This window comes from Croceibacter atlanticus HTCC2559 (assembly GCF_000196315.1).
GTDB lineage: Bacteria > Bacteroidota > Bacteroidia > Flavobacteriales > Flavobacteriaceae > Croceibacter > Croceibacter atlanticus.
In genome coordinates, this window is record NC_014230.1 from 552,985 (window position 1) to 576,667 (window position 23,683).

Annotated in this window: 26 protein-coding genes; 14 read left to right on the forward strand and 12 right to left on the reverse strand. The window is 34.4% G+C overall.

Going from position 1 to position 23,683, the window contains the following annotated elements; genetic code table 11:
* Window positions 1-13: 13 nt before the first annotated feature.
* The gene (locus CA2559_RS02330) at window positions 14-1,831 is read left to right on the forward strand and encodes a GNAT family N-acyltransferase (protein ID WP_013186230.1); all 1,818 of its coding nucleotides are present in this window, start codon (window positions 14-16) and stop codon (window positions 1,829-1,831) included.
* A gap of 110 nt (window positions 1,832-1,941) precedes the next feature.
* Here CA2559_RS02330 and CA2559_RS13800 read toward each other — a convergent pair whose 3' ends face one another.
* Together CA2559_RS13800 and CA2559_RS02340 are read right to left on the reverse strand one after the other, a co-directional pair.
* Window positions 1,942-2,115 (reverse strand): hypothetical protein, encoded by a 174-nt coding sequence (locus CA2559_RS13800; protein ID WP_013186231.1) that lies wholly within the window; start codon window positions 2,113-2,115, stop codon window positions 1,942-1,944.
* A gap of 40 nt (window positions 2,116-2,155) precedes the next feature.
* Complete coding sequence (locus tag CA2559_RS02340) at window positions 2,156-2,752, reverse strand: riboflavin synthase (RefSeq protein ID WP_013186232.1); 597 nt, start codon at window positions 2,750-2,752, stop codon at window positions 2,156-2,158.
* A 48-nt stretch (window positions 2,753-2,800) separates the two neighbouring features.
* Here CA2559_RS02340 and pdxA point away from each other — a divergent pair, with 48 nt between their 5' ends.
* The 10 genes from pdxA to CA2559_RS02390 all read left to right on the forward strand — a co-directional run bounded on the left by pdxA (window position 2,801) and on the right by CA2559_RS02390 (window position 10,733).
* On the forward strand, window positions 2,801-3,856 hold the full coding sequence (gene pdxA, locus CA2559_RS02345) for a 4-hydroxythreonine-4-phosphate dehydrogenase PdxA (protein WP_013186233.1): 1,056 nt from the start codon (window positions 2,801-2,803) through the stop codon (window positions 3,854-3,856).
* 109 nt (window positions 3,857-3,965) lie between these two features.
* On the forward strand, window positions 3,966-4,493 hold the full coding sequence (locus CA2559_RS02350; RefSeq protein ID WP_013186234.1) for a YceD family protein: 528 nt from the start codon (window positions 3,966-3,968) through the stop codon (window positions 4,491-4,493).
* A gap of 9 nt (window positions 4,494-4,502) precedes the next feature.
* Window positions 4,503-4,700, forward strand: coding sequence for a 50S ribosomal protein L32 (rpmF, locus tag CA2559_RS02355; RefSeq protein ID WP_013186235.1), 198 nt, complete (start codon window positions 4,503-4,505; stop codon window positions 4,698-4,700).
* Window positions 4,701-4,867: 167 nt separating this feature from the next.
* Window positions 4,868-5,863: a beta-ketoacyl-ACP synthase III gene (locus CA2559_RS02360; protein ID WP_013186236.1), complete on the forward strand. Its 996-nt coding sequence runs from the start codon at window positions 4,868-4,870 to the stop codon at window positions 5,861-5,863.
* A 34-nt stretch (window positions 5,864-5,897) separates the two neighbouring features.
* Window positions 5,898-6,395: an acetyl-CoA carboxylase biotin carboxyl carrier protein gene (gene accB / locus CA2559_RS02365; protein ID WP_013186237.1), complete on the forward strand. Its 498-nt coding sequence runs from the start codon at window positions 5,898-5,900 to the stop codon at window positions 6,393-6,395.
* 60 nt (window positions 6,396-6,455) lie between these two features.
* A complete protein-coding gene (gene accC, locus CA2559_RS02370) occupies window positions 6,456-7,799 on the forward strand; it encodes an acetyl-CoA carboxylase biotin carboxylase subunit (RefSeq protein ID WP_041241086.1) in 1,344 nt (447 codons plus the stop codon).
* Window positions 7,800-7,922: 123 nt separating this feature from the next.
* Window positions 7,923-9,053: an NAD(P)/FAD-dependent oxidoreductase gene (locus CA2559_RS02375; RefSeq protein ID WP_013186239.1), complete on the forward strand. Its 1,131-nt coding sequence runs from the start codon at window positions 7,923-7,925 to the stop codon at window positions 9,051-9,053.
* The gene (mtgA, locus tag CA2559_RS02380) at window positions 9,050-9,748 is read left to right on the forward strand and encodes a monofunctional biosynthetic peptidoglycan transglycosylase (protein WP_013186240.1); all 699 of its coding nucleotides are present in this window, start codon (window positions 9,050-9,052) and stop codon (window positions 9,746-9,748) included. Before CA2559_RS02375 ends, mtgA begins: the two co-directional genes overlap by 4 nt.
* Window positions 9,749-9,790: 42 nt before the next feature.
* On the forward strand, window positions 9,791-10,282 hold the full coding sequence (locus CA2559_RS02385) for a very short patch repair endonuclease (protein ID WP_013186241.1): 492 nt from the start codon (window positions 9,791-9,793) through the stop codon (window positions 10,280-10,282).
* Window positions 10,266-10,733: a hypothetical protein gene (locus tag CA2559_RS02390; RefSeq protein ID WP_013186242.1), complete on the forward strand. Its 468-nt coding sequence runs from the start codon at window positions 10,266-10,268 to the stop codon at window positions 10,731-10,733. The genes CA2559_RS02385 and CA2559_RS02390 overlap by 17 nt, the downstream gene beginning before the upstream one ends.
* Here the strand turns inward: CA2559_RS02390 and CA2559_RS02395 are convergent.
* The 8 genes from CA2559_RS02395 to CA2559_RS02430 form a co-directional block, all read right to left on the reverse strand.
* Entirely contained in the window at window positions 10,730-11,644 is a 915-nt protein-coding gene (locus CA2559_RS02395; RefSeq protein WP_013186243.1) for an ABC transporter ATP-binding protein, read from the reverse strand. The two genes, CA2559_RS02390 and CA2559_RS02395, sit on opposite strands and share 4 nt — an antisense overlap.
* A 63-nt stretch (window positions 11,645-11,707) precedes the next feature.
* Window positions 11,708-13,867 carry a prolyl oligopeptidase family serine peptidase gene (locus CA2559_RS02400; RefSeq protein ID WP_013186244.1) on the reverse strand — a complete coding sequence of 720 codons (2,160 nt, stop codon included), beginning with the start codon at window positions 13,865-13,867 and terminating at the stop codon, window positions 11,708-11,710.
* 86 nt (window positions 13,868-13,953) lie between these two features.
* Window positions 13,954-14,328: a DoxX family membrane protein gene (locus CA2559_RS02405; protein ID WP_013186245.1), complete on the reverse strand. Its 375-nt coding sequence runs from the start codon at window positions 14,326-14,328 to the stop codon at window positions 13,954-13,956.
* A gap of 98 nt (window positions 14,329-14,426) precedes the next feature.
* Window positions 14,427-14,825, reverse strand: coding sequence for a DoxX family membrane protein (locus tag CA2559_RS02410; protein ID WP_013186246.1), 399 nt, complete (start codon window positions 14,823-14,825; stop codon window positions 14,427-14,429).
* Between the two features lie 40 nt (window positions 14,826-14,865).
* Window positions 14,866-15,885 carry an aspartate-semialdehyde dehydrogenase gene (locus CA2559_RS02415; RefSeq protein WP_013186247.1) on the reverse strand — a complete coding sequence of 340 codons (1,020 nt, stop codon included), beginning with the start codon at window positions 15,883-15,885 and terminating at the stop codon, window positions 14,866-14,868.
* A 189-nt stretch (window positions 15,886-16,074) separates the two neighbouring features.
* Window positions 16,075-16,497, reverse strand: coding sequence for a large conductance mechanosensitive channel protein MscL (gene mscL / locus CA2559_RS02420; RefSeq protein WP_013186248.1), 423 nt, complete (start codon window positions 16,495-16,497; stop codon window positions 16,075-16,077).
* A 79-nt stretch (window positions 16,498-16,576) separates the two neighbouring features.
* On the reverse strand, window positions 16,577-17,683 hold the full coding sequence (alr, locus tag CA2559_RS02425) for an alanine racemase (protein ID WP_013186249.1): 1,107 nt from the start codon (window positions 17,681-17,683) through the stop codon (window positions 16,577-16,579).
* A gap of 8 nt (window positions 17,684-17,691) precedes the next feature.
* Window positions 17,692-18,336 carry a thymidine kinase gene (locus CA2559_RS02430; RefSeq protein ID WP_013186250.1) on the reverse strand — a complete coding sequence of 215 codons (645 nt, stop codon included), beginning with the start codon at window positions 18,334-18,336 and terminating at the stop codon, window positions 17,692-17,694.
* A gap of 75 nt (window positions 18,337-18,411) precedes the next feature.
* On the opposite strand from CA2559_RS02430, the gene CA2559_RS02435 reads away from it, so the two are divergent.
* The 3 genes from CA2559_RS02435 to rsmI are packed head-to-tail and all read left to right on the forward strand — an operon-like array spanning window position 18,412 to window position 20,268.
* Window positions 18,412-19,221 (forward strand): hypothetical protein, encoded by an 810-nt coding sequence (locus CA2559_RS02435; protein WP_013186251.1) that lies wholly within the window; start codon window positions 18,412-18,414, stop codon window positions 19,219-19,221.
* 21 nt (window positions 19,222-19,242) lie between these two features.
* A complete protein-coding gene (locus CA2559_RS02440) occupies window positions 19,243-19,596 on the forward strand; it encodes a DoxX family protein (RefSeq protein WP_013186252.1) in 354 nt (117 codons plus the stop codon).
* A gap of 3 nt (window positions 19,597-19,599) precedes the next feature.
* Window positions 19,600-20,268, forward strand: a complete 669-nt coding sequence (rsmI, locus tag CA2559_RS02445; RefSeq protein ID WP_013186253.1) for a 16S rRNA (cytidine(1402)-2'-O)-methyltransferase — start codon at window positions 19,600-19,602, stop codon at window positions 20,266-20,268.
* 18 nt (window positions 20,269-20,286) lie between these two features.
* On the opposite strand, the gene CA2559_RS02450 is transcribed toward rsmI, so the two are convergent.
* Window positions 20,287-22,035, reverse strand: coding sequence for a M1 family metallopeptidase (locus CA2559_RS02450; protein WP_013186254.1), 1,749 nt, complete (start codon window positions 22,033-22,035; stop codon window positions 20,287-20,289).
* 84 nt (window positions 22,036-22,119) lie between these two features.
* Window positions 22,120-23,673 carry an L-piperidine-6-carboxylate dehydrogenase gene (gene amaB / locus CA2559_RS02455; protein ID WP_013186255.1) on the reverse strand — a complete coding sequence of 518 codons (1,554 nt, stop codon included), beginning with the start codon at window positions 23,671-23,673 and terminating at the stop codon, window positions 22,120-22,122.
* Window positions 23,674-23,683: the final 10 nt, after the last annotated feature.

Sequence of the window (23,683 nt, forward strand, 5' to 3'; positions counted from 1 at the left end):
AACACACTTTAATATGCCTATAGTCTCTGCTAATGAAATTGCTAAAGTGCTTAAACTAGACAAGCTTGGTTTGTTAGGTAATACTATAGGAAGTGTTTTATTAAAAGCCACTAAGCTTTCTAAGATTAATGCCATTTATGAGACCAGAAAGGATCTTAATGGTGTTCAGTTTATAGATTCTATTTTAAAAACCTTAGAAGTTGAATTTGATATTCCTGAAGAAGACCTTAAAAGAATTCCAAAAACTGGTGCTTTTATAACGGTTTCAAACCATCCTTTAGGAGGTATAGATGGTTTAATTTTAATGAAACTTTTACTTGCCAAGCGAGAAGATTATAGGATTATTGCAAACTTTCTTTTGCATAGGCTTGAGCCTGTAAAACCTTACATAATGCCTGTAAATCCTTTTGAGGATCATAAAGAAGCAAAGTCTAGCGTTGGCGGCTTAAAGGAAGCTTTATCTCATTTAAGAGATGGAAAGCCGTTGGGTATGTTTCCTGCCGGAGAGGTTTCAACCTATAAAGAAGATAGCGTAATTGCAGATAAACCTTGGGAACCTAGTGCTATGAAATTAGTTCAAAAAGCTAATGTTCCTATTATTCCTATTTATTTTAAAGCGAAAAATAGTGCACTTTTTTATAGATTATCTAAATTAAGTCCTACACTAAGAACTGCAAAGCTACCTGGTGAGATGTTGTCTCAAAAGCATCGAAAAATTCAAGTAAGGATTGGCCATCCTATTTCAGCAAAAGACCAACTAGAATATAAAACTCTTGAAGGTTTTACAGCTTACATTAGAAAAAGGACTTATTTGTTGGACAATTCATTTGACAAGAAGAATATTCTAGATCAGATTCCTAAACAAATTAAGAGAACTAAAGCTCCTAAGAAAATTGTTGGAGAGACTCCAGATGACTTAATGCAAAAAGAGGTAGAGTTCTGCAGAGCAAATGATAAACGTTTACTAGAAAGCAAAAACTACGAAGTATTTCTTGCAAAAAAAGAGATAATCCCAAACATTGTACAAGAAATAGGTAGACTGCGTGAAATAACTTTTAGAGCCATAGGCGAAGGCACTAACAAATCTATTGACACAGATAAATATGATGAGTATTATCACCATTTATTTTTATGGGATAATGACGCTCAAAAAGTTGCTGGTGCTTATAGAATGGGGCTTGGAAAAGAAATTTTCAGGGATTACGGTATTGAAGGTTTTTATATGAACGAGCTGTTTAGGTTTGAACCAGAAATAACCACACTTATAAGTGAGTCTATCGAAATGGGTCGAGCATTTATTATTGCAGAATATCAATTAAAACCAATGCCTTTATTTTTACTTTGGAAAGGTATAGTACATACCACTTTACGTTATCCTGAGCATAATTATCTAATTGGTGGCGTTAGCATAAGCAATAATTTCTCAAACTTTAGTAAGAGTTTAATGATTGAGTTTATGAAATCTCATTATTACGACCCTTATTTTGCACAGTTTGTACGGCCAAAAAAGGAATTCAAGGTAAAGCTTAAAGATGCAGATAAAGACTTTGTATTTGATGCTAGTGAAGCAGACCTAAACAAGTTTGATAAAATTATAGATGAAATTGAACCTGGAAACAATCGATTACCTGTACTTTTAAAAAAATATATAAAACAAAATGCAAGATTGCTATCGTTTAATGTAGATCCTTTATTTAATAATTCTGTTGATGGACTAATGTATATTAAAATTGCAGACCTTCCTGAAAGTACTGTTAAACCTGTCATGGAGGAATTTCAAGCAGAGATGGAAAAAAAATATGCTATTTATAAAGCAGAAGAAAACAAGTAATTACTTACTAAATTAATTCTCTGTTTTTGAAACATATAAATAAAAAACAATAATTTAATCTAGTGTTTTTTAAGATACTTCATTAAATTGTATATTTTAGTTGCGAATTTTTATCGCTTACAGCAAGTATTGTTTATGAGTCCCCAAACTATTAAAACATTATTAAGCTTAACCACACTGCTTTGCTCTGCCATAGCGGCAAGACCTAATGATGGACCACCGCCACCTAATTCTTTAACACCTTTTCCAGGTTTACCTGTACCAATTGATACTAACATTGGCATAGCATTAGCATTGGGCGTATTAGCTGGTATTTATTTTATCTTAAGACAAAGACGTATTTCCAAGTAATCGTTTTACATATTTACCAATTACATCAAACTCTAAGTTTACAACATCTCCTTTTTGTAATTGTTTAAACGTTGTGTGCTCATAGGTATAGGGAATAATAGCAACACTAAATGTATTTATCTCAGAATCCACAACTGTAAGGCTTACTCCATTAATAGTTATAGATCCTTTCTCTATAGTCACATTGTTTAGTGCTGGATCATATTTAAATCTGTACTCCCAACTCCCATCTTTCTCTTGAGCTAAAATACATTCAGCTACTTGATCAACATGTCCTTGCACAATATGTCCATCCAGGCGAGCTCCTAACTTCATTCCGCGTTCAAGGTTAACCAAATCATTAACCTTTAATGACCCTAAATTAGACTTGTTAAGGGTTTCCTGTATTGCTGTAACACTATAAGTATTGTCAGTAACAGCAACTACAGTTAAACAAACGCCATTATGAGCAACACTTTGATCAATTTTTAATTCTGAAGACATATGTGCTTCAATAAAAATATGAAGATTATCTCCATCTTTAGTCAAATCTTTAACTCTACCTAATTCCTCTACTATTCCTGTAAACATTCAGTATTTATTTAGTTACCTTTATCTTTGCAAAAATAGTTATAATTAATGACCCAAAAACAACAGTTGAAAATAGGAATAAGTATAGGAGACCTAAATGGCATAGGAGCAGAAGTTGTGCTTAAAACTTTTGAAGATGAGCGTATATTAGAGTTTTGCACGCCTGTTATTTTTGCAAACTCAAAAGTGCTTTCATTTATAAAGAAACACTTAAATATAGATCTTCAATTTCAAGGTATTTCAGACCTTAATAAGATTATAGATGGTAAAGTAAACGTTTATAATGTTTGGAAAGAAAATGTAAATATCAACTTCGGGACGCCAGACACTAAAGTAGGAAGCTATGCTTTAAAATCTTTGGAAGCTGCAACAGAAGCTTTAAAAAATAAGCAAGTAGATATATTGGTAACAGCACCAATTAACAAAAACACTATACAATCTGAAGCATTTAATTTTCCTGGTCACACAGACTACCTTGCCAAAGAATTACAAGGAGATAGTTTAATGTTTATGGTTTCAGACTCTTTGAGAGTTGGTTTACTTACAGACCACGTAGCCGTAAAAAATGTTGCTTCTACAATTACGCCACAATTAATAGAAAAGAAGGTTAATAGCATATATCATTCATTAGAAGAAGATTTTAGGATCAGGCAACCAAAAATCGCTGTATTAGGCATTAACCCACATAGTGGCGATAATGGTGTAATAGGTAAAGAAGACGAAGAAGTATTAAAACCTACCCTAAAAAATATAAACAACAACGGTAAATTAGTTTATGGTCCATATTCTGCAGATAGTTTTTTTGGCTCACAGAATTATAAAAATTTCGATGCAGTAATCGCAGCATATCATGATCAAGGTCTAATCCCATTTAAAACTTTGTCTTTTGGTAATGGCGTAAACTACACTGCAGGACTATCAAGAGTAAGAACCTCTCCAGATCACGGTACCGCGTTCGAAATAGCCGGAAAAGGACAAGCAGATGAAACCTCATTTAAGCAGGCTGTTTTTACAGGAATGCAAATTTTTAAAAACAGAAAAGAGTATAAAGAGCTCACTAAAAACCCTTTAAAAAAACAGCCAAGAAGGAAAGAGAGAAAATAAAATGAACTTACATGTTCATTTTGAATGAAATAAAGTTTTTTAATTCCGTAAAATTACTATCTTTGCACCCGCCTTTTCACAAGGCTAGTGTAAGAGAATAGATGTAGAGATGAAGCAGTTAAAAGAATTTACAATCCCTTTTGTGGGATTGAAAGTAGGAAAACATCAGTTTAATTATACTATAGGACAATCGTTTTTTGACGTTTTTGAGTACGACGAGTTTAATGACGCTAATGTTAATGTGACCTTAGATTTTGAAAAAAAACCAACTATGTTTGAGTTGCTTTTTCATATTTCTGGCACTGTTAATGTTAATGGAGACTTAACTAATGAGCCGTATGACCAGCCTATAGAAAATGAATTAAAGCTGGTTGTAAAATTTGGCCCAGAGTTTAATGACGAAAATGAAGAGCTTCTTATTTTACCTCACGGTGAATATGAAATAAATGTACAGCAATATATCTATGAAGCCATAGTTTTAGCTGTACCATTAAAGCGAATTCATCCAGGCATTGAAGACGGTACTTTAAAGACAGATGTTTTAAAGAAGCTAGAAGAACTTAGTCCTAAACAAAAAGAGAACGAAGAGGTTGATCCTCGTTGGAATAAATTAAAAGAATTACTAAAAGATAAATAACCCATAGCCATGGCACATCCTAAAAGAAAAATCTCGAAAACTAGAAGAGATAAGAGAAGAACTCATTATAAGGCTAAAGCTCCAACTTTGGCAAAAGATCCTGTAACAGGTGAAACTCACTTGTTTCACAGAGCACACTGGCATGAAGGTAAATTATATTACCGTGGTCAAGTTCTTATAGACAATACTACAGAGGTAGAAGCATAAGCTTCTTACACTCATTTATATTAAAAACTCCCCTTTGGGAGTTTTTGTTTTTTATGCACGAATTATAAAAAACTTCTATTTTTTGAGTCATTACGGGAAATTTTAGTAATTTTCCAACCATTTTTTAGCGTGATAGCCAAATTTTGGCTCTTACTAAAAAGAACTATATGAGCAACATCACAGCAGCAATCACAGCTGTAGGAGGCTATGTCCCAGAATACGTGTTAAGCAACAAGGTCTTAGAGACTATGGTTGATACAAATGATGAATGGATTACCACTAGAACTGGTATAAAAGAACGTCGTTTGTTAAAGGAAGAAGGAAAAGGCACGTCATATTTAGGTATAAAAGCCGCAGAAGATCTAATTCAAAAAATAGATCTAGACCCAACAACAATAGACTTAGTTATTTTTGCAACAGCAACACCAGATATGCCAGTAGCATCTTCTGGAGCATATTTAGCTTCTCAAATAGGAGCTAAAAATGCCTTTTCTTATGATCTGCAAGCAGCTTGCTCTAGCTTTCTATACGGTATGTCAACGGCTGCCAGTTATGTACAAAGTGGTCGCTACAAAAAAGTACTATTAGTAGGCGCAGATAAAATGTCTTCTATCATTGACTATACAGACAGAGCAACTTGCATAATTTTTGGAGACGGCGGTGGCGCAGTTTTGTTCGAGCCAAATGAAGATGGTTTAGGACTACAAGATGAAATTTTAAGAAGTGACGGTATTGGTCGTGAATTTTTAAAAATAGATGCAGGCGGATCCATATTGCCAGCTAGCGAAGAAACTGTGGCAAACAAACAACATTTTGTACAACAAGATGGCAAAACAGTATTTAAATTTGCTGTGTCAAACATGGCAGATGTAAGCGCAAGCATTATGGAGCGCAACAACCTAACAAATGAGGATGTAAGCTGGTTAGTAGCACACCAAGCCAATAAAAGGATTATAGATGCTACTGCTAGAAGAATGAACCTAGATGAGTCTAAGGTTCTTATGAACATACAACGCTATGGTAATACAACTTCAGCCACATTACCATTATTATTACACGATTACGAAAAAAAATTAAAGCGAGGTGACAACCTCATTTTCGCCTCTTTTGGAGGTGGCTTTACTTGGGGTTCAATTTACCTCAAGTGGGCATATAATTCCTAACAAAACTAAATAAACACCTAAACAACGTATCATTATGGAGTTAAAGGACATTCAGAATTTAATAAAATTCGTAGCCAAATCTGGCGCAAGCGAGGTAAAGCTCGAAATGGAAGATGTGAAAATCACCATTAAAACTGGTTCAGACGAAAAAGAAACTATCGTACAGCACATGCAAATGCCTGCACAAATGCCACAACAGATGGCTGCTGCACCTGCACCAGCACCAGCACAACCTGTAGCGCAAGCCGCGGCTGCTGCACCAGCTGATTCTAATAATGGAGATGACTCTAAGTATATTACTGTAAAGTCTCCAATTATTGGTACTTTTTATCGCAAACCATCTCCGGATAAAGATCTTTTCTGTGAAGTAGGAGACTCTATCAAAGAAGGTGATGTACTTTGTATTATTGAAGCAATGAAGCTTTTCAATGAAATAGAAAGTGAAGTGTCAGGAAAAATCGTGAAAGTATTAGTAGACGATTCTTCTCCTGTAGAGTTTGATCAACCATTATTCTTGGTAGATCCTTCTTAATCACCTTTTGTTTTAATCTGAGTTGGTATGATTATATCAACTTCAAATGCTGAAACAGTTATGTTCAAAAAAATTCTAATTGCCAATAGAGGCGAGATTGCATTACGTATTATACGTACTTGTAAAGAAATGGGTATAAGCACTGTTGCTGTTTATTCTACTGCAGATGCAGAAAGTTTGCACGTTAAGTTTGCAGACGAAGCTGTTTGTATAGGACCAGCACCAAGTAACTTATCCTATTTAAAAATTCCAAATATTATTGCTGCCGCAGAAATAACAAATGCAGATGCTATTCATCCTGGATATGGTTTCTTGGCAGAAAATTCGAAGTTTTCTAAAATATGTGAAGAGCACGATATTAAGTTTATTGGTGCTTCTCCAGATATGATTGATAAAATGGGAGACAAAGCTTCTGCAAGAGCTACAATGCAAGCTGCAGGTGTGCCTTGTATTCCTGGATCAGATGGCCTTTTAAAAGATTTTGCAGAATGTAAGAAAGTTGCAAAAGACATGGGTTATCCAGTTATGCTTAAAGCTACTGCCGGTGGTGGTGGTAAAGGTATGCGTGCTGTATGGAAACCTGAAGACCTTGAAGATGCTTGGGATAGCGCAAGACAAGAAGCAGGCGCTGCCTTTGGTAACGATGGTATGTATATGGAAAAGCTTATTGAAGAGCCTAGACATATTGAAATACAAGTTGTTGGAGACAGTACAGGTAAAGCTTGTCACTTATCAGAAAGAGATTGTTCTGTACAACGCCGTCATCAAAAACTTACAGAAGAAACTCCTTCTCCATTTATGACAACTGCCCTTCGTAAAAAGATGGGTGAAGCTGCTGTAAAAGCTGCTGAGTATATTAAATATGAAGGTGCAGGTACTGTAGAGTTTTTAGTTGATAAGCATCGTAACTTCTACTTCATGGAGATGAATACCCGTATTCAAGTAGAGCACCCTATTACAGAACAAGTTATTGATTTTGATTTAATTAGGGAGCAAATCTTAGTTGCTGCTGGTGTGCCAATTTCTGGTAAAAACTATACTCCTAAACTACACTCGATAGAGTGTCGTATAAATGCAGAAGATCCTTATAATGGATTTAGACCTTCTCCTGGCCGTATTGAGATACTTCACGCTCCAGGCGGACATGGAGTTCGCTTAGACACTCATGTTTATGCAGGTTATAGTATTCCTCCAAACTACGATTCTATGGTGGCAAAACTTATTACAACGGCTCAAACAAGAGAAGAAGCTATTAATAAGATGAAGCGTGCTTTAGATGAGTTTGTAATCGAAGGCGTAAAAACAACTATTCCTTTTCATAGACAACTTATGGATCATCCAGATTATATTGCTGGAAATTATACTACTAAATTTATGGAAGACTTTAAAATGAAAGAAGAATAAAACGTTAACTAACTAACCAATGTTTTAAGGCCTCGATATCGAGGTCTTTTTTTTGCTTTATATTAAACGTAAAATTATTAGATATTTTAGTGGATTTATGGAACAATAAGTATCTTACAATATATGGAAATACTTAATTCAAAAAGCTATTGGGATAGGCAAACCTGGTTTACAACCAACGATTTTATTATAATTGGAAGTGGTATTGTTGGTATAAATACTGCATTAACACTTCGTGAAAAATTTCCAAAAGCAACTATTACTATATTAGAACGCGGCCCTTGGCCACAAGGTGCCAGCACCAAAAATGCTGGCTTTGCTTGTTTAGGTAGCATCTCTGAATTACTGAAAGATTTTAAAACACACTCTTCTGAAGATATTTTTAAACTAGTTGAGAAGCGTGTTTTAGGGTTAGAAAGACTTCGTAACATAGTGGGAGATGATCACTTAGAATACAAACAGCTTGGTGGCTATGAAGTTTTTCTTAGAAAACACAAGGCGCTTTTAGAAAAAAGCCTAGATCATCTCAATGAGATAAATGACTTACTATACTCATTATATAAAGCACCTCTGTTTTCTGTTACTGAAAACACATTTGGATTTTCTGGAATAAATTCAAAACTTATAGTAAATGCTTTTGAAGGCCAACTTAATACTGGTAAAATGATGCAGGCGCTTATCAATAAAACACAAGATGCCAATATTACTATATTAAACAATTGTAATGTTAATGAATATGTGGAACAACACACTAATGTGCTTTTACAAACTAATTTAGGTGACTTTAAAACAAAAACATTGCTAATTGCTACTAACGGGTTTTCTGAGCAACTTAAGATCTCTAATGTAAAACCTGGAAGAGCTCAAGTAATAATCACTAAGCCAATTAAGAACTTAAATATAAAAGGTACATTTCATATAGATGAGGGCTATTTTTACTTTAGAAATGTGGGTAACCGGTTATTATTTGGAGGTGGAAGAAACCTAGCACTAAAAGAAGAAGAGACCACTAATTTTGGAGAAACAGAATTAATACAAAGTACATTAGACACGTATTTAAAATCACACATATTACCAAAAACTCCTTACGAAATAGACATGCGGTGGAGCGGAATATTAGGTGTAGGAAATCAAAAAAAGCCTATTTTAAAAAAAGTATCTAAAAATGTTTACTGCGGTGTCCGTTTAGGTGGTATGGGTGTTGCTATAGGAAGTCTTGTAGGTAAAGATTTAGCAAATTTAGCAACAGAATGATAAAACGTATTTTTAAATTTTTTGGTAAAATTCTACTTTGGTTTTTTGCAATGAGTATTATTTGGGTTGCCCTACTCAAATTCATACCTGTTTATATTACTCCATTAATGGTTATCAGGTATTTTGAAAATAATGAACAAAATAAATGGACTCATAAGTGGGTGCCGTTAAAAGATATATCTAAAAACCTTCAGCTTGCGGTTATTTGTTCAGAAGATCAAAAGTTTGTGTATCATAATGGATTTGATACCAAAGCAATTGAAAAGGCATATGAAGCTAATCAAAAAGGAAAAAAACTACGCGGTGCAAGCACCATTTCTCAGCAAACTGCTAAAAATGTGTTTTTATGGCCACAACGAAGTTGGACGAGAAAAGGACTCGAGGTTTATTTCACGTTTTTAATTGAGCTTATTTGGGATAAAGAACGCATTCTAGAGGTGTACTTAAATAGTATTGAAATGGGAGATTCTGTTTACGGAGCTTCTGCAGCAAGTATGTATTGGTTTGGAAAATCTGCTGCTACATTAAGTATAGATGAAGCAGCTGCAATTGCTGCAATTTTACCTAACCCAAGACGCTATAGAGCCAACCCTTCATCACCATATGTACAAAGACAAAAAGCCTGGATAAGACAACAAATGTATTATTATGGACCGTTGATTTTAACTAAAACCAGTACTGAAACTAAAAAATAAATCTGGTTTAATTTTTGAAGTAATTGCTATAAAAAAGCTGTAATGTCTTTACATATAAATAGCAAATCTGTGAACACCTCTATGCGAGGAAATAAAAGCAAGCATACCAAACCAGAATTACTTTTAAGAAAAGCATTATGGGCATCAGGACTAAGAGGTTATAGATTACATTTTAAAAAATTAGCAGGTTCTCCAGATATTGTTTTTTCAACCAAAAAAATCGCCATATTTGTAAATGGTTGTTTTTGGCACAGGTGCCCTAAGTGCAACCTAAATCTTCCCAAAACTAACACTGAATTTTGGAAAGATAAGTTTGATACTAATATGAAACGAGACCAGAATAATTACGTAACATTAATAAGGTCTAATTGGACCGTTCTCACTATTTGGGAGTGTGACATCAAGAAAAATTTAAAAGAGCAAGTACTTAAAATTGAATCTTTAATAAAAGATGTAAATGCTTACTCTATTACCACTAACGAACCACTGCAATTAGCTGCAGAAGACCTTTTAACCTATGGCTATAACATCTGAATTTAAAATTAAATTACTTTCCCATTGTGAATCTTTAGTATCTACCAAACTAGAAAAGATTAAACACGCTATAGCAGATATTGTAGAATCTTTAGAGTCTGAAACAAAGAGTACTGCTGGAGACAAACACGAGACAGATAGAGCCATGATGGATATTGAACGTGAACAACTTGGAGCTCGTTTAGATGTTGCAGAACAACAATATCAAATTCTTAAAAATATTAGACAACGTGATATTAAACCTTCTAAAAACATTCATATAGGAAGTTTAGTAAAAACCACTAAAGCTATATACTACATTGCTGTTTCTGTAGGTGCTATTACCTTAGATAACGAAACAGTTTATGTCATTTCAAAAGAATCTCCTATTGGTATGCTTCTTATGAATAAGACTGAGAAAGACACTTTTGAGTTTAATGGTGAAACCATGACTATTAAAAGCGTTTACTAACGATCATTAAAATTTATAAGTATTTCTGTATGTATTGGTAGTGCAGTATTGTGTTTTAAAAGCAAATTATCATTATTAAATACAGCTTCAATTAACCAAAAATCACCTTTAAAATAAGATTGCTTTACAGTTGCCTTGTGTTTCCCTAATTCTTCAACCGTAATTTGATAAGGGTAATAAACTTGTTGTTTGTATTTAAAAACATCATCAAAAAAAGAGCAAACATATAAATCTTGGGATGTTTTGTAAATAGTTTCAGGCGTGTCTTGTGCAACAAATTTACCGTCTTTCATTACCAAGATTCTATCAGAAAATGATAATGCCTCTTCACTTACATGTGTTGCTGTAATACAAGAGATTTGTTTGTCTTTTAAATACTTATACAACCGCCTACGAAGCTTATTTTTTCTAAAGTTATCAATATGACTAAACGGTTCGTCTAACAAAAGTAGTTCTGGTTCTTTAGCTAGAGCTCTTGCTAGTGCAACACGTTGCTGTTGACCTCCACTTAATGTTTTAACTTTTTTAGTTTTAAATGAAGTCATTTCTACAACTTCTAAAAGTTCTGCAATACGTTCTTTTCTAAAAGACATATCTAAACGGGACAAGTGCTTACCAATGTTATCCTCTACAGTTGTATAAGGCATCAAATTAAAGTCTTGTGATACATATTTTATAAAAGGTTCTCCAGGTACAAGATTAAAATTTGGACCTAGCAGCTTCTTATTATTCCAATAAATCTCTCCTGCCTTAAGTTGAAGCGTTCCATACACAAGTTCCAGCAATGTACTTTTACCACATCCACTTTCTCCTAAAATAGAAATATGTTCACCTTTAGTAAGCTTAAAGTTTATAGCTTTTAAAACAGGTGTTTTAGCATATTTAAAGGCTTGTATATTTACGTTTAGCATAATGCAAAAATAAACCTGTTAGATTATTCTCTAACAGGTTATAAATTATATTTAGAAATTATCTTAGTCTTTAAATTGTTTCTTTACCGGCAACTCATCATAACCCATATTGTAAAGCGTAAAACCAAAAATATCTGCGTACTGCTCTATAGTTTTACTTACTGGTGTTCCTGCACCATGGCCAGCATTAGTTTCAATTCTAATTAATGTAGGAGCATTTCCAGCTTGTTTATCTTGCAACTCTGCAGCATACTTAAAACTATGCGCTGGTACTACGCGATCATCATGATCTCCAGTAGTTACCATTGTAGCAGGATAAGAAACACCTTCTTTTACATTGTGTACTGGCGAGTATCCTTTTAGGTATTGAAACATTTCATCGGAATCTTCTGCCGTTCCATAATCATATGCCCAACCTGCACCTGCTGTAAAGGTATGATAGCGTAACATATCCATCACGCCTACTGCAGGCAATGCTACTTGCATTAAATCTGGTCGTTGTGTCATCGTGGCTCCGACTAATAATCCACCATTTGAACCGCCTCTAATTGCCAAATATTCTTTTGATGTGTAGTTCTTCTCAATTAAATATTCTGCCGCAGCTATAAAGTCATTAAATACATTTTGCTTTTGTAGTTTAGTACCAGCATCATGCCAAGCTTTACCGTATTCTCCACCACCGCGCAAATTAGGAACTGCATAAATTCCACCTTGCTCCATCCACACAGCGTTTGCTATACTAAAACTTGGTGTTAAACTTATATTGAAACCTCCATAACCATATAGTATCGTAGGGTTCTTACCATTAAGCTCTGTCCCTTTTTTATAGGTTATAATCATGGGTATTTTTGTACCATCTTTAGAGTTAAAGAACACCTGTTCACTCTTATAATGGTCTGGATTAAAATCTATTTCTGGTTTTACATATAGCTCTGAATTACCATCTTCAATATCATACTTATATATGCTGCCTGGTGTTACATAATTTGTAAAAGAGAAATACAGTTCTTTATCTTCTTTTTTAGCACCAAAGCCACCAACTGTTCCAACTCCTGGAAGTTTAACTTCACGTATTAATTTACCAGCATAATCGTATTGTTTTACTTCGCTTACAGCATCTACCATATATTCTGCAAAGAAGTAGCCACCAGCTTTACTAGGACTAAGCACATGTTCTGTTTCTGGAATGAAATCTACCCAATTTTCTGGTGATGGGTTTTCAGCATCAACCGTCACAATTTTTTTATTAGGTGCATTTAGGTTTGTTACAATATATAGTTTACTGCCTTCATTTTCTATAACGTATGAATCTGTTTCGTAGCCAGAAATTATAGTTTTAAAATCTGAATTTGGCTTGGTAAGGTCTTTTATTCTTAAATCGTTTCCTGAGGTTGATACACTTCCTGAAACAATTAAATACTTACCATCTTCTGTTACACTGCCACCAACATATCTTCTTTTTTCTTCTTGTGTTCCTCCAAAAATAAGTTTATCCTCTTTTTGAGAGGTTCCTAGCTTGTGATAATATAGTTTATGCTGGTCTGTTTTTGCAGACAACTCACTGCCTTTAGGTTTGTCATAACTTGAATAATAAAATCCTTCATTCACGTTCCAAGACACACCACTAAATTTAATATCCTGTAAAGTATCTTCAACACGTTCCAAGGTTTCTGCATCTACAACAATTACTTTTCTCCAATCACTACCGCCTTCAGAAATTGAATAAGCTGCTTTACTTCCATCTTTAGAAAAGTTTAATCCTCCTAATGATGTTGTACCGTCTTCACTAAACTTATTTGGATCCAGGAATACTTTAGCATTTTCAGGGCTTTCGGTAGATTTATACCTATAAATCACACTTTGGTTTTGCAACCCATTGTTTTTAAAATAGTAGGTATACTCACCTTCTTTAAAGGGTGATCCCAACTTTTCATAATTCCACAGTTCGGTTAATCTGTTTTTAAGATCTTCTCTAAAAGGAATTTTGTCTAAATATCCAAATGTAGCTTGGTTTTGAGCTTTCACCCAATCTTCGGTTTCTTTACTGCGATCATCTTCTAACCAGCGATATGGGTCTTTCACCTCATTACCAAAATATACATCTACGGTATCTACTTTCTTTGTTTCGGGGTATGTCACTGCTATGGTTCTATCGGTTTTAGTCTCTGTTTTACAGCTAAATATTGTTGCTGCAGTTATTGTTACAAGGATGAGTTGTTTCATTAGTGTGAGTTTAATTCAGCATAAAAATACAAATTAAAAAAAGCCTCTTAATTTTGATTAAGAGGCTTTTAACACATATATACTATTTATGCAAATAGTGGTCTAAACTTAGACCAATGTTTATATATAAGTATTCCATTTAAAATAGCAACAATTAATGCGCCTCCTATTCCTGGTAAATCAAGAAAAAGGTGGAATAACAATATGTTTACAGAGATTGGCGCTAGAAGAACCAATGCAAAAGGTGTCCATTTATTAATTAATAATAAGATCCCAATAAAAATTTCGATTGCACCTACTACTGGCAATACATAACCTGTTGCTGCAAGCTCTGTCATAAACTCTGCTGCGCTTGGAGGTAACTCTGGCATTGGCAAAAGCTTTAAAAATTTATTAAGCCCAAAAACAAGTAACATTAGTGCTAATAGATAGCGTACAATTTTAGTAAAGGTTGAATTCATAAATTATTAATTTGGTGGTTAGTTCTTTTAAAGATATAAAAAAATCCTCAAGCTTTATGCCTGAGGATTAACCTCTTAATTATTTATGAATTTACTTACTAAGTAAGTATAGATTTATATGCATCCCTATGTTTGTACATTAAATAGGCATTTACAATAGCTACTAAAATTGCTGGACCAATATTAGGAAGGTTTAAAAACGCATGAAACAGCACTATGTTAATAGATATTGGAACTAACATAGCTAACGCCAAAGGCACCCATTTTTTTGTAACAAGCATTACTCCTATAACAACCTCAGACAAGCCTACTAAATGCATTAAGTATCCTTTTCCTGTAGCTTGCTCACCAGCATATCGCAATGCTTTAAATAAATGATCTGCTTCTGGGTAACCTGTAAAATCGAAATCTGGCATAAACCAGAAAAATTTATTTAGACCGAACATAAAAAGCATTAAGCCTAGGCCAATTCTAAGAATAAGGTTTACCCATTTCATTTTTAAGTATTTAAAGTTAGTTACGGAAACTTAGTCCTAACTACACTTCATAACTTACAGTACTGGTGTTCTTAATAAGGTTGTTTTTTAGTAAATATTCAGCAATCTGCACAGCATTTGTAGCTGCTCCTTTTCTTAAATTATCACTAACAATCCAACAATTTAATGTGTTTGATTGAGAGTGATCTCTTCGTATTCTTCCTACAAATACATCATCTTTACCTTGTGCATAAATAGGCATTGGGTATGTGTTTACGTCTGGATTATCTTGTACTTTAACACCTTCTGTATTTGAAAGAATAGCTCTTACTTCATTTAAATCAAAATCAGAATTAAACTCTAGGTTTACAGATTCGCTATGACCACCTACAACTGGTATTCTTACTGCTGTTGCAGTTAGCGCAATACTTTTGTCTGATAGAATTTTTTGAGGTTCGCGAGTAAGTTTTAGTTCTTCTTTAGTATACCCGTTTTCTTCAAACACGTCACAATGTGGTATAGCATTCTTATGAATTGGGTAAGGGTAAGCCATTTCACCTTTTTCACCAGCAAGCTCATTTCTTAACTGTTCAACAGCTTTAACACCTGTTCCTGTTATTGATTGATAGGTAGAAACTACACATCTTTTAATACCGTATTTATCGTGTAACGGCTTTAAAACCATGACTAATTGTATTGTACTACAATTAGGGTTGGCAATAATCTTATCTTCTGTAGTTAACTCATTTGCATTAATTTCTGGCACGACAAGCTTAACACCTTCATGCATTCTCCACGCAGAAGAGTTATCTATAACCGTAGTACCAACATCTGCAAATTTTGGTGCAAACTCTAATGAAGTGCTTCCTCCTGCCGAAAATATAGCGATATCTGGACGCTGTTTTATTGCATCTTCCATACTTATAACCTCGTAAGGTTGATTGTTATAAATAACCTTTTTTCCTATAGATTTCTTTGAAGCTACAGGAAGTAGCTCTGAAATTGGAAATTTACGCTCTTCTAAGACTTTAATCATAACACGGCCTACCATTCCGGTAGCGCCTACAACAGCAACTTTCATCGTTTTAATTTTAAGTTGATTTATACATATTGTAAAATTAAGGAATAGATGGTTATGTAGGTACTCTAAATATGATATTATATGCGTGTATATTTTATTCAAAAAAAGACCCCGAATCTTTTTCGCAAAAGTTCGGGGTTTAATAAAACTAAATGTGCATTGTAGCGGTGACGCTGCGTATTTTTAATATTATTTCTTTCTTAATTCGTCACGTATTTCGATAAGTAATTCTTCTTGAGAAGGTCCTTTTGGTGCTGCAGGTGCTGCTTCTTCTTTCTTCTTTGTTTTCTCGTAACCTTTAAGTAACATATAAATTACAAATCCTATAATTACAAAGTCTATAATTGCTTGTACAAAATTACCCCAAGTCATTATTGCTGCTCCAGCTTCTTTAGCTGCTGCAATAGTTTCATAGGTCCCACTGCCGTCTAATACCAAGAATAAATCGTTTACATTTCTACCTCCTAAAAGTAGGCCTATAACTGGCATTATAACGTCTGCTACTAAAGAGCCAACAATTTTGCTAAAAGCGCCTCCAACAATTACTGCTGTTGCTAAAGCTACAATATCACCCTTCATTAAGAATGATTTAAAATCAGAAAAAAATCCCATAGTTTTGGTTTTAAGTTATTTGGTTAAATATATTTCTTATTAAATAAATTATAAAAGCATTATCAACTTTTGATAGACCTTATCGACAAAAGGTTCTTTTTACTCGTTGAGATACAGATGTGAGTATTTCGTAGGAAATTGTCTGTGCTCCTTTAGCAAATTCTGATGCATTTTGATAAGCCCCAAATATTATTACCTCATCACCTTCCTGGCACTCAATACCGGTAACATCTACCATAGTCATATCCATACATACATTTCCTAATATTGGTGCTTTTTTACCATTAACTATAAAGCACCCTTTACCCTTACCATATTGTCTTCCTATACCATCTGCATGCCCTAAAGGAATTGTTGCAGACACGGTAGTTCTATCTGCAATAAATCCACGATTATACCCAACAGAACTGCCTTTAGGAATGTTATGTAATTGAGATATTACAGATTTTAATGTTGCAATAGGTTTAAGAGCAAGGTCTTCTGTTGAAGAATTTCCGTATCCGTAAAGTCCTATACCAGAACGCACCATATCAAAATGAGCTTCAGGGAAGTTTAAAATCCCCGATGTATTGCTTTGGTGCCTCATAGGCATATATCCAAATTCAGTTTTAAAGTCTTCAGTAAATGAAACAAATGAGGAAATTTGATTGTGTGTAAAGTCTGTTAGGTTGTGATCTTCACTCGCCACAAGATGAGACATAAGTGAGGTCACTTTTACTGCAGTAGTGTTTTTAAGCAATGAATACATTTCTGGCACATCTTTTTCATTAAACCCTAACCTGTTTAAACCAGAGTTAAATTTTAAATGAATAGGATATTCTTTTTGCTTGAGTGTTTGTGCAGTAGCTATAAATTCTCTAAGCGTTTTTAAACTATAAATACTTGGCTCTAAACACCGCTCAATTAATTCTTTAAATGCATTAGCTAATGGATGCAATACCAAAATAGGTGTCGTGATATTTTCATCTCTTAATCGTACACCTTCACTAGTATATGCCACCGCAAAATAATCTGCACCTAATGTCTGCAACTCTTTAGCAACCATTACAGAATCACTACCATAACCAAAGGCTTTTACAACAGCCATTAATTTTACAGAAGTATTTACTTTACTTTTTAGGTAGTTGTAATTGTGCCCTAAAGCACTAAGGTTTATCTCTAGGACTGTTTCTTGGGCCTTAGGCATTTTGGTTATTAATTATTTGGTGTTTTTTTAGCCTCTAATTCTTGAGCTTCTTTTACTGGCATGGTTTTTAATTTCTCTCGTAACCTTGCCTTAAAATATGCTGCTCTACTTAAAGGTTCATATTCTTCAGTTTCGCCCAACATAACAAGTTTGTCATTTTCAGACTTTCTAAAACTATATTGCGCTAAATTTCCTGTACGTGTACAAACCGCATGTACTTTAGTAACATACTCTGCTGTAGCCATAAGATTAGGCATAGGTCCAAAAGGATTGCCTTTAAAATCCATATCTAGACCAGCAACAATTACTCGAATACCTTTGTTGGCTAGATCGTTACAGACCGCCACAATCTCATCATCAAAAAATTGAGCTTCATCTATTCCAACCACGTCACAACCATCTGCCAACAATCTTATATTTGCGGCAGCAGGAACTGGAGTGGAACGTATTTCGTTAGCATCATGAGAGACTACCATATCTTCATCATAGCGTACATCAATAGCTGGTTTAAAAATTTCAACCTTTTGTCTAGCAAATTTTGCGCGTTTTAGCCTACGGATAAGCTCTTCGGTTTTACCGGAGAACATAGATCCGCAAATGACTTCTATCCAGCCAAATTGCTCTTTGTGATTTACCGTGTTTTCAAGAAACATTTTGTAATTTTCAATTCTGAAAGTGCCACAAATTTAACCAAAATCAATTGGCTCTACATTGAAATCTCATAAATTATGAAGAAAGCGCTTAAAGCCGAATTAACAAGTCTTGCTCATCAAATTTTACAATTGAAATCTACAGAAGATATCAAGACGTTAAAAGAGATGGCTGCAAAACTCCATGATAAGCTTACAATTTTAGAATTTACAGAACGTCATTTTGATGGCCCACAACCTACAATTGGCAGAAAAGATATTGTACAAGCAATTGAGAATGCAGATAACGATTATGAAATTACACCTTCTGAAGAAGTTATTGTTCCATTAAAAGACAACACAACTTCTAAAATTGAAGAAGTAAGAGAAGAGGCACAACCAGATTTAGATATTATAAAGGCTACCGAAAAAGAAATTAAACCAAATACGTTGTCCCAAGAAGAAGTAGAGTATCAAAAAAGACAGCAGCAACTAGAAGCCTTAGAAGCTAAAAATAGGCTTATGAAAAATGATATGGTAGATATTGGTGGCGTTAGCTATGATGATTTACCAGAATTTGAACCTATAGGAACACCAGAAAAACCTAGCACACCCAAAAAAGAGACTGCGAAAGCCACTCAGGACACAAAAAAATCTAAATCCTTAAATGACCGACTTAATACAGGAATTGCTATTGGCTTAAATGATCGCTTAGCATTTATAAAGCATTTATTTAATGGAAGTGCTGGTGACTATAACAGAGTATTGTCTCAACTAAACACTATAGAAAGTAATGAGAATGCTCAACATTTTTTAGAAACTGTTGTTAAGCCAGATTATAAGAATTGGGAAGGCAAAGAGCTGTATGAAAATAGGTTTAAAGAAATTGTCGAAAAGAAGTTTAACTAACCGACTTAAATAAGATAGAATATGAGAATTCAAAAAATTATTTACTGGGTAGCTACAGCTCTATTATGTGCATTAATGCTTTATTCTGCTTCTTTTTATTTTTTAGAAACAGATACAGTAAAAGGCCTTTTTGAAAGCTATAACTATCCTACATATATTGTTATCCCTTTAGCCATTGCAAAAGTACTTGGTGTTGTAATGATTTTATGGAGACGTAATGCTTGGTTAACATCTTGGGCTTACGCGGGCTTTTTCTTTGATATTGTGTTAGCATTTTTTGCTCATCAACAAGCTGGTGAAGACACAACTACAACATTAATAGCCCTAATCTTTTTATTAATATCATTTTTCTTTGGAAAAACTGTTAGAGCTTAATTTATGAGTAAACTATTTTTGGTACCTACACCAATAGGAAACTTAGAGGATATGACTTTTAGGGCAATACAAACCCTAAAGGATGTAGATTTTATTTTAGCTGAAGACACTCGAACTAGTGGCAAACTCCTAAAACATTTTGAAGTTTCTACTCCTATGCACTCACACCATATGCATAACGAACATAAAAGCGTTGTAGGTGTTGTAAAGCGAATACAATCTGGAGAAACCTGTGCATTAATTTCAGATGCTGGAACACCTGCTATTAGCGATCCTGGATTTTTATTAACACGTGCCTGTATTGAAGCTAATCTAGATGTAGAGTGCCTTCCTGGAGCAACTGCATTTGTACCAGCATTGGTAAATAGTGGGTTGCCGAATGACAAGTTTGTATTCGAAGGGTTTTTACCCGTTAAAAAAGGAAGGCAGACAAGACTTAAACTTCTTGCTGAAGAAACTAGAACAATGGTTTTTTATGAGTCTCCACACAAGTTGGTAAAAACACTTGGAAACTTTGCTGAATATTTTGGTGCAGACAGACCCGTTTCTGTATCTCGTGAATTAAGCAAACTTTACGAAGAAACCATTAGAGGAACTGCGACTGAAGTTCTTAAACATTTTGAAGAGAAAGCACCTAAAGGTGAAATAGTAATTGTAGTTGCCGGCAAGTAACAAAATACATCCTTAGCCTTAAAGTTTTTCAGACTCTATATAAAAGTCTTTTTTAACAACCACTTTCTTTATAGTTTCTGGAAAGGTTTCTGTAGTCCACTCTTCTGTTGGAACTATCCATTTCTCATTTCCATTTACAGAAATTGTTATAGGCATGTCAAAACCTTTTACAACGTTAGTATACCTAAAAGACATTTTACTGCCATCTAATTTATATTCTAATTTAGGAATTTTAGTGGTTCTTAAATACTGATCCCAAAACTGGGTTAGATTTATTCCTGTTTCTTCACTCAAATAATTTTCTAACTGCTCAGAAGAGATTGTTTGGTGATAAAACTCTTTATTAAGACCTCTTAAAATACCTCTCCATTTTGCATCGTCATCAACCAATTGTCTTAACGTGTGTAGTGTATTTGCACCTTTATAATACATATCTCCACTACCTTCGTGATGAACATTATAAGTTCCAATTAATGGTCTGTCGTTTCTTATGGATCTTCGGGTACCTATAACATATTCAGATGCTGCCTCTTCACCGTAATAATAATCTAAAAACAAACTTTCAGAATATGCTGTAAAAGATTCATGTATCCACATATCTGCCACATCTATATGTGTTATATTATTTGCAAACCACTCGTGACCAGCTTCGTGAATTATAATAAAGTCAAACTTTAAACCCCAACCTGTTCCGCTTAAATCGCTTCCTAAATAACCGTTTTTATAGTTGTTGCCATAAGTAACGCTACTTTGGTGCTCCATTCCTAAATAAGGAACTTCAACTAATTTAAAACTGTCTTCGTAAAATGGATAAGGGCCAAACCAATGCTCAAAAGCTTCCATCATTTTCGGTGCTTGCTTAAACTGAGATTTTGCTTTTTCCAAATTTTCACTCAAGACCCAATAGTCCATATCTAAAGGTCCTTTTTCACCATCATAGGCTTCAGAAAAATTAACGTAATCTCCAATATTTATATTTACACCGTAATTATTTATAGGATTAACAACTTGCCAATACCAGGTTTTTGTATTACCGTTATCTTCGGTTTTTACTAACCGACCATTACCTACTACTGTTAATTCTGCTGGTGCTGTAAATGCCATTGTCATACCGTTGTCTGGCTCATCATACGCATGATCTTTGTTAGGCCACCAGATACTAGCACCAATTCCTTGGTTTGATGTAGCAATAAATGGTTTGCCATTACCATCTTTTTTCCAAGAAAAACCACCATCCCAAGGTGCATTTTTAGCTTCTTGAGGTTTACCAGAAAATGTGAGAACAATATTATAGTCTTCCCCTATTTCCTGCTTTTCTTGTAATGTGATAAAATGTGCTGCTCCTTCTGAAACTACTTTTAAAGGCGTTCCGTTTTGCTCTACCTTATCTAAAGACATTGGTGACTGTAAATCTACCTGTAAAACATTTCCTTCGGAAAGTACTGTGTAGGTTAACGTATTAATTCCGCTTATAGATTTACTTACTGGAAATACCTCAACATTTAAATCGTAGTGTTTTAAATCCCACCACGCACGTTCTTCAGTTATACTACCTCGTAACGTATCTTGTCTTGTAAACTCTTGTGCAGAGAGTGTTAAATTCACTAATAAAAATACAATCACCCACATTCTATTTACAGTAAACCCTAATGTCATAACTCTAGCCTTTAATTTTGAAATGACTACAAATATAATGCTTAGTGATAGGATATCTATAAAAGAATGTTTTTCTGCAGTAACTGTTATTAAGAATATAAAAAACCTCATAAACTTAAAAGCTTATGAGGTTTAGTATTTGTAATTACTCTTTAATCGTAATAAACCTTAAAGAGTATATTGTTTGTACAACAATTACAGATCAAACTTGATACCTTGTGCTAAAGGAAGTTCTGTTGTGTAGTTAATTGTATTGGTTTGGCGACGCATGTATACTTTCCAAGCATCACTACCACTCTCGCGGCCACCACCAGTTTCTTTCTCTCCACCAAAGGCACCACCTATTTCTGCTCCAGATGTTCCAATATTTACATTTGCAATACCACAATCACTACCTGCTACAGATAAGAAGTGTTCTGCTTCACGTAAATTATTTGTCATAATTGCAGAAGACAAACCTTGGTTTACACTGTTTTGTAAATCGATAGCATTTTCAATATCACCAGAATATTTTGTTAAATATAACACTGGCGCAAAGGTTTCGTGTTGTACGATTTCAAAATCATTTTGAGCTTCAGCTATAGCTGGTTTTACGTAGCATCCACTTTCGTAACCTTCACCTTCTAAAACACCACCTTCAACAATAATTTTTCCGCCTTCTTCTACTACGCGTTCAAGTGCTTTGTTGTAGTTAGCCACTGCATCTTTATCTATAAGTGGACCAACGTGATTAGTTTCATCTAAAGGATTTCCAATCTTTAATTGTCCATAAGCATCGACAATAGCATTCTTCACCTTATCATACATAGAATCGTGAATAATAAGACGACGTGTAGATGTACAACGCTGTCCTGCTGTTCCTACTGCGCCAAACACAGCACCAATTACAGTCATTTTAATATCTGCATCTGGTGTTACGATAATTGCATTGTTACCACCTAATTCTAATAAAGATTTCCCTAAACGTTCTCCTACTTTAGATGCTACAATTTTACCCATTCTAGTAGATCCTGTAGCAGAAATTAATGGCACACGTTTATCTGTAGTCATAAATTCACCAACCTTATAATCTCCATTAATTAAGCAAGAGATACCTTCTGGTAAACCATTTTCTTTAAATACACGTTGTGCAATGTTTTGACAAGCTACACCTGTTAATGGTGTTTTTTCTGAAGGTTTCCAAATACATACATCTCCACAAACCCAAGCTAAAGCAGTATTCCAAGCCCAAACAGCTACTGGAAAATTAAATGCAGAGATAATACCAACTACTCCTAATGGGTGGTATTGTTCATACATACGGTGTCCTGGACGCTCACTATGCATTGTTAAACCGTGCAATTGTCTGGAAAGTCCTACTGCAAAATCACAGATATCGATCATTTCCTGAACTTCTCCCAAACCTTCTTGGTAAGATTTTCCCATTTCATAAGATACTAACTTACCTAATGGTTCTTTAAGACGACGTAGCTCCTCATTAAATTGTCTTACAACTTCACCACGTTGTGGAGCTGGCATTTTACGCCAAGTTTTAAATGCGCTTGATGCTGTTGTAACAACTTTTTCGTAGTCGTCTTTAGTTGTTGTTTTTACTTTAGCTATTAATTGTCCGTCTACTGGAGAGTAGGAAGAGATTTCTTCACCAGAAGAAAACCAATCTGACCCTGTAGATGTACCATTATTAACTTCATTTATGCCTAATTGCTTTAAAGCTTCGTCTATTCCGAATTCAGTTGCTACTGCGCTCATTTAGTCTATT

What these genes read in the sequence shown, in the direction of transcription:
- CA2559_RS02330 (WP_013186230.1), top strand. Translation starts at nt 14, where the DNA reads ATGCCTATAGTCTCTGCTAATGAAATTGCTAAAGTGCTTAAACTAGAC.
- CA2559_RS13800 (WP_013186231.1), bottom strand. Translation starts at nt 2,115, where the DNA reads ATGCCAATGTTAGTATCAATTGGTACAGGTAAACCTGGAAAAGGTGTT.
- CA2559_RS02340 (WP_013186232.1), bottom strand. Translation starts at nt 2,752, where the DNA reads ATGTTTACAGGAATAGTAGAGGAATTAGGTAGAGTTAAAGATTTGACT.
- pdxA (WP_013186233.1), top strand. Translation starts at nt 2,801, where the DNA reads ATGACCCAAAAACAACAGTTGAAAATAGGAATAAGTATAGGAGACCTA.
- CA2559_RS02350 (WP_013186234.1), top strand. Translation starts at nt 3,966, where the DNA reads ATGAAGCAGTTAAAAGAATTTACAATCCCTTTTGTGGGATTGAAAGTA.
- rpmF (WP_013186235.1), top strand. Translation starts at nt 4,503, where the DNA reads ATGGCACATCCTAAAAGAAAAATCTCGAAAACTAGAAGAGATAAGAGA.
- CA2559_RS02360 (WP_013186236.1), top strand. Translation starts at nt 4,868, where the DNA reads ATGAGCAACATCACAGCAGCAATCACAGCTGTAGGAGGCTATGTCCCA.
- accB (WP_013186237.1), top strand. Translation starts at nt 5,898, where the DNA reads ATGGAGTTAAAGGACATTCAGAATTTAATAAAATTCGTAGCCAAATCT.
- accC (WP_041241086.1), top strand. Translation starts at nt 6,456, where the DNA reads ATGTTCAAAAAAATTCTAATTGCCAATAGAGGCGAGATTGCATTACGT.
- CA2559_RS02375 (WP_013186239.1), top strand. Translation starts at nt 7,923, where the DNA reads ATGGAAATACTTAATTCAAAAAGCTATTGGGATAGGCAAACCTGGTTT.
- mtgA (WP_013186240.1), top strand. Translation starts at nt 9,050, where the DNA reads ATGATAAAACGTATTTTTAAATTTTTTGGTAAAATTCTACTTTGGTTT.
- CA2559_RS02385 (WP_013186241.1), top strand. Translation starts at nt 9,791, where the DNA reads ATGTCTTTACATATAAATAGCAAATCTGTGAACACCTCTATGCGAGGA.
- CA2559_RS02390 (WP_013186242.1), top strand. Translation starts at nt 10,266, where the DNA reads ATGGCTATAACATCTGAATTTAAAATTAAATTACTTTCCCATTGTGAA.
- CA2559_RS02395 (WP_013186243.1), bottom strand. Translation starts at nt 11,644, where the DNA reads ATGCTAAACGTAAATATACAAGCCTTTAAATATGCTAAAACACCTGTT.
- CA2559_RS02400 (WP_013186244.1), bottom strand. Translation starts at nt 13,867, where the DNA reads ATGAAACAACTCATCCTTGTAACAATAACTGCAGCAACAATATTTAGC.
- CA2559_RS02405 (WP_013186245.1), bottom strand. Translation starts at nt 14,328, where the DNA reads ATGAATTCAACCTTTACTAAAATTGTACGCTATCTATTAGCACTAATG.
- CA2559_RS02410 (WP_013186246.1), bottom strand. Translation starts at nt 14,825, where the DNA reads ATGAAATGGGTAAACCTTATTCTTAGAATTGGCCTAGGCTTAATGCTT.
- CA2559_RS02415 (WP_013186247.1), bottom strand. Translation starts at nt 15,885, where the DNA reads ATGAAAGTTGCTGTTGTAGGCGCTACCGGAATGGTAGGCCGTGTTATG.
- mscL (WP_013186248.1), bottom strand. Translation starts at nt 16,497, where the DNA reads ATGGGATTTTTTTCTGATTTTAAATCATTCTTAATGAAGGGTGATATT.
- alr (WP_013186249.1), bottom strand. Translation starts at nt 17,683, where the DNA reads ATGCCTAAGGCCCAAGAAACAGTCCTAGAGATAAACCTTAGTGCTTTA.
- CA2559_RS02430 (WP_013186250.1), bottom strand. Translation starts at nt 18,336, where the DNA reads ATGTTTCTTGAAAACACGGTAAATCACAAAGAGCAATTTGGCTGGATA.
- CA2559_RS02435 (WP_013186251.1), top strand. Translation starts at nt 18,412, where the DNA reads ATGAAGAAAGCGCTTAAAGCCGAATTAACAAGTCTTGCTCATCAAATT.
- CA2559_RS02440 (WP_013186252.1), top strand. Translation starts at nt 19,243, where the DNA reads ATGAGAATTCAAAAAATTATTTACTGGGTAGCTACAGCTCTATTATGT.
- rsmI (WP_013186253.1), top strand. Translation starts at nt 19,600, where the DNA reads ATGAGTAAACTATTTTTGGTACCTACACCAATAGGAAACTTAGAGGAT.
- CA2559_RS02450 (WP_013186254.1), bottom strand. Translation starts at nt 22,035, where the DNA reads ATGAGGTTTTTTATATTCTTAATAACAGTTACTGCAGAAAAACATTCT.
- amaB (WP_013186255.1), bottom strand. Translation starts at nt 23,673, where the DNA reads ATGAGCGCAGTAGCAACTGAATTCGGAATAGACGAAGCTTTAAAGCAA.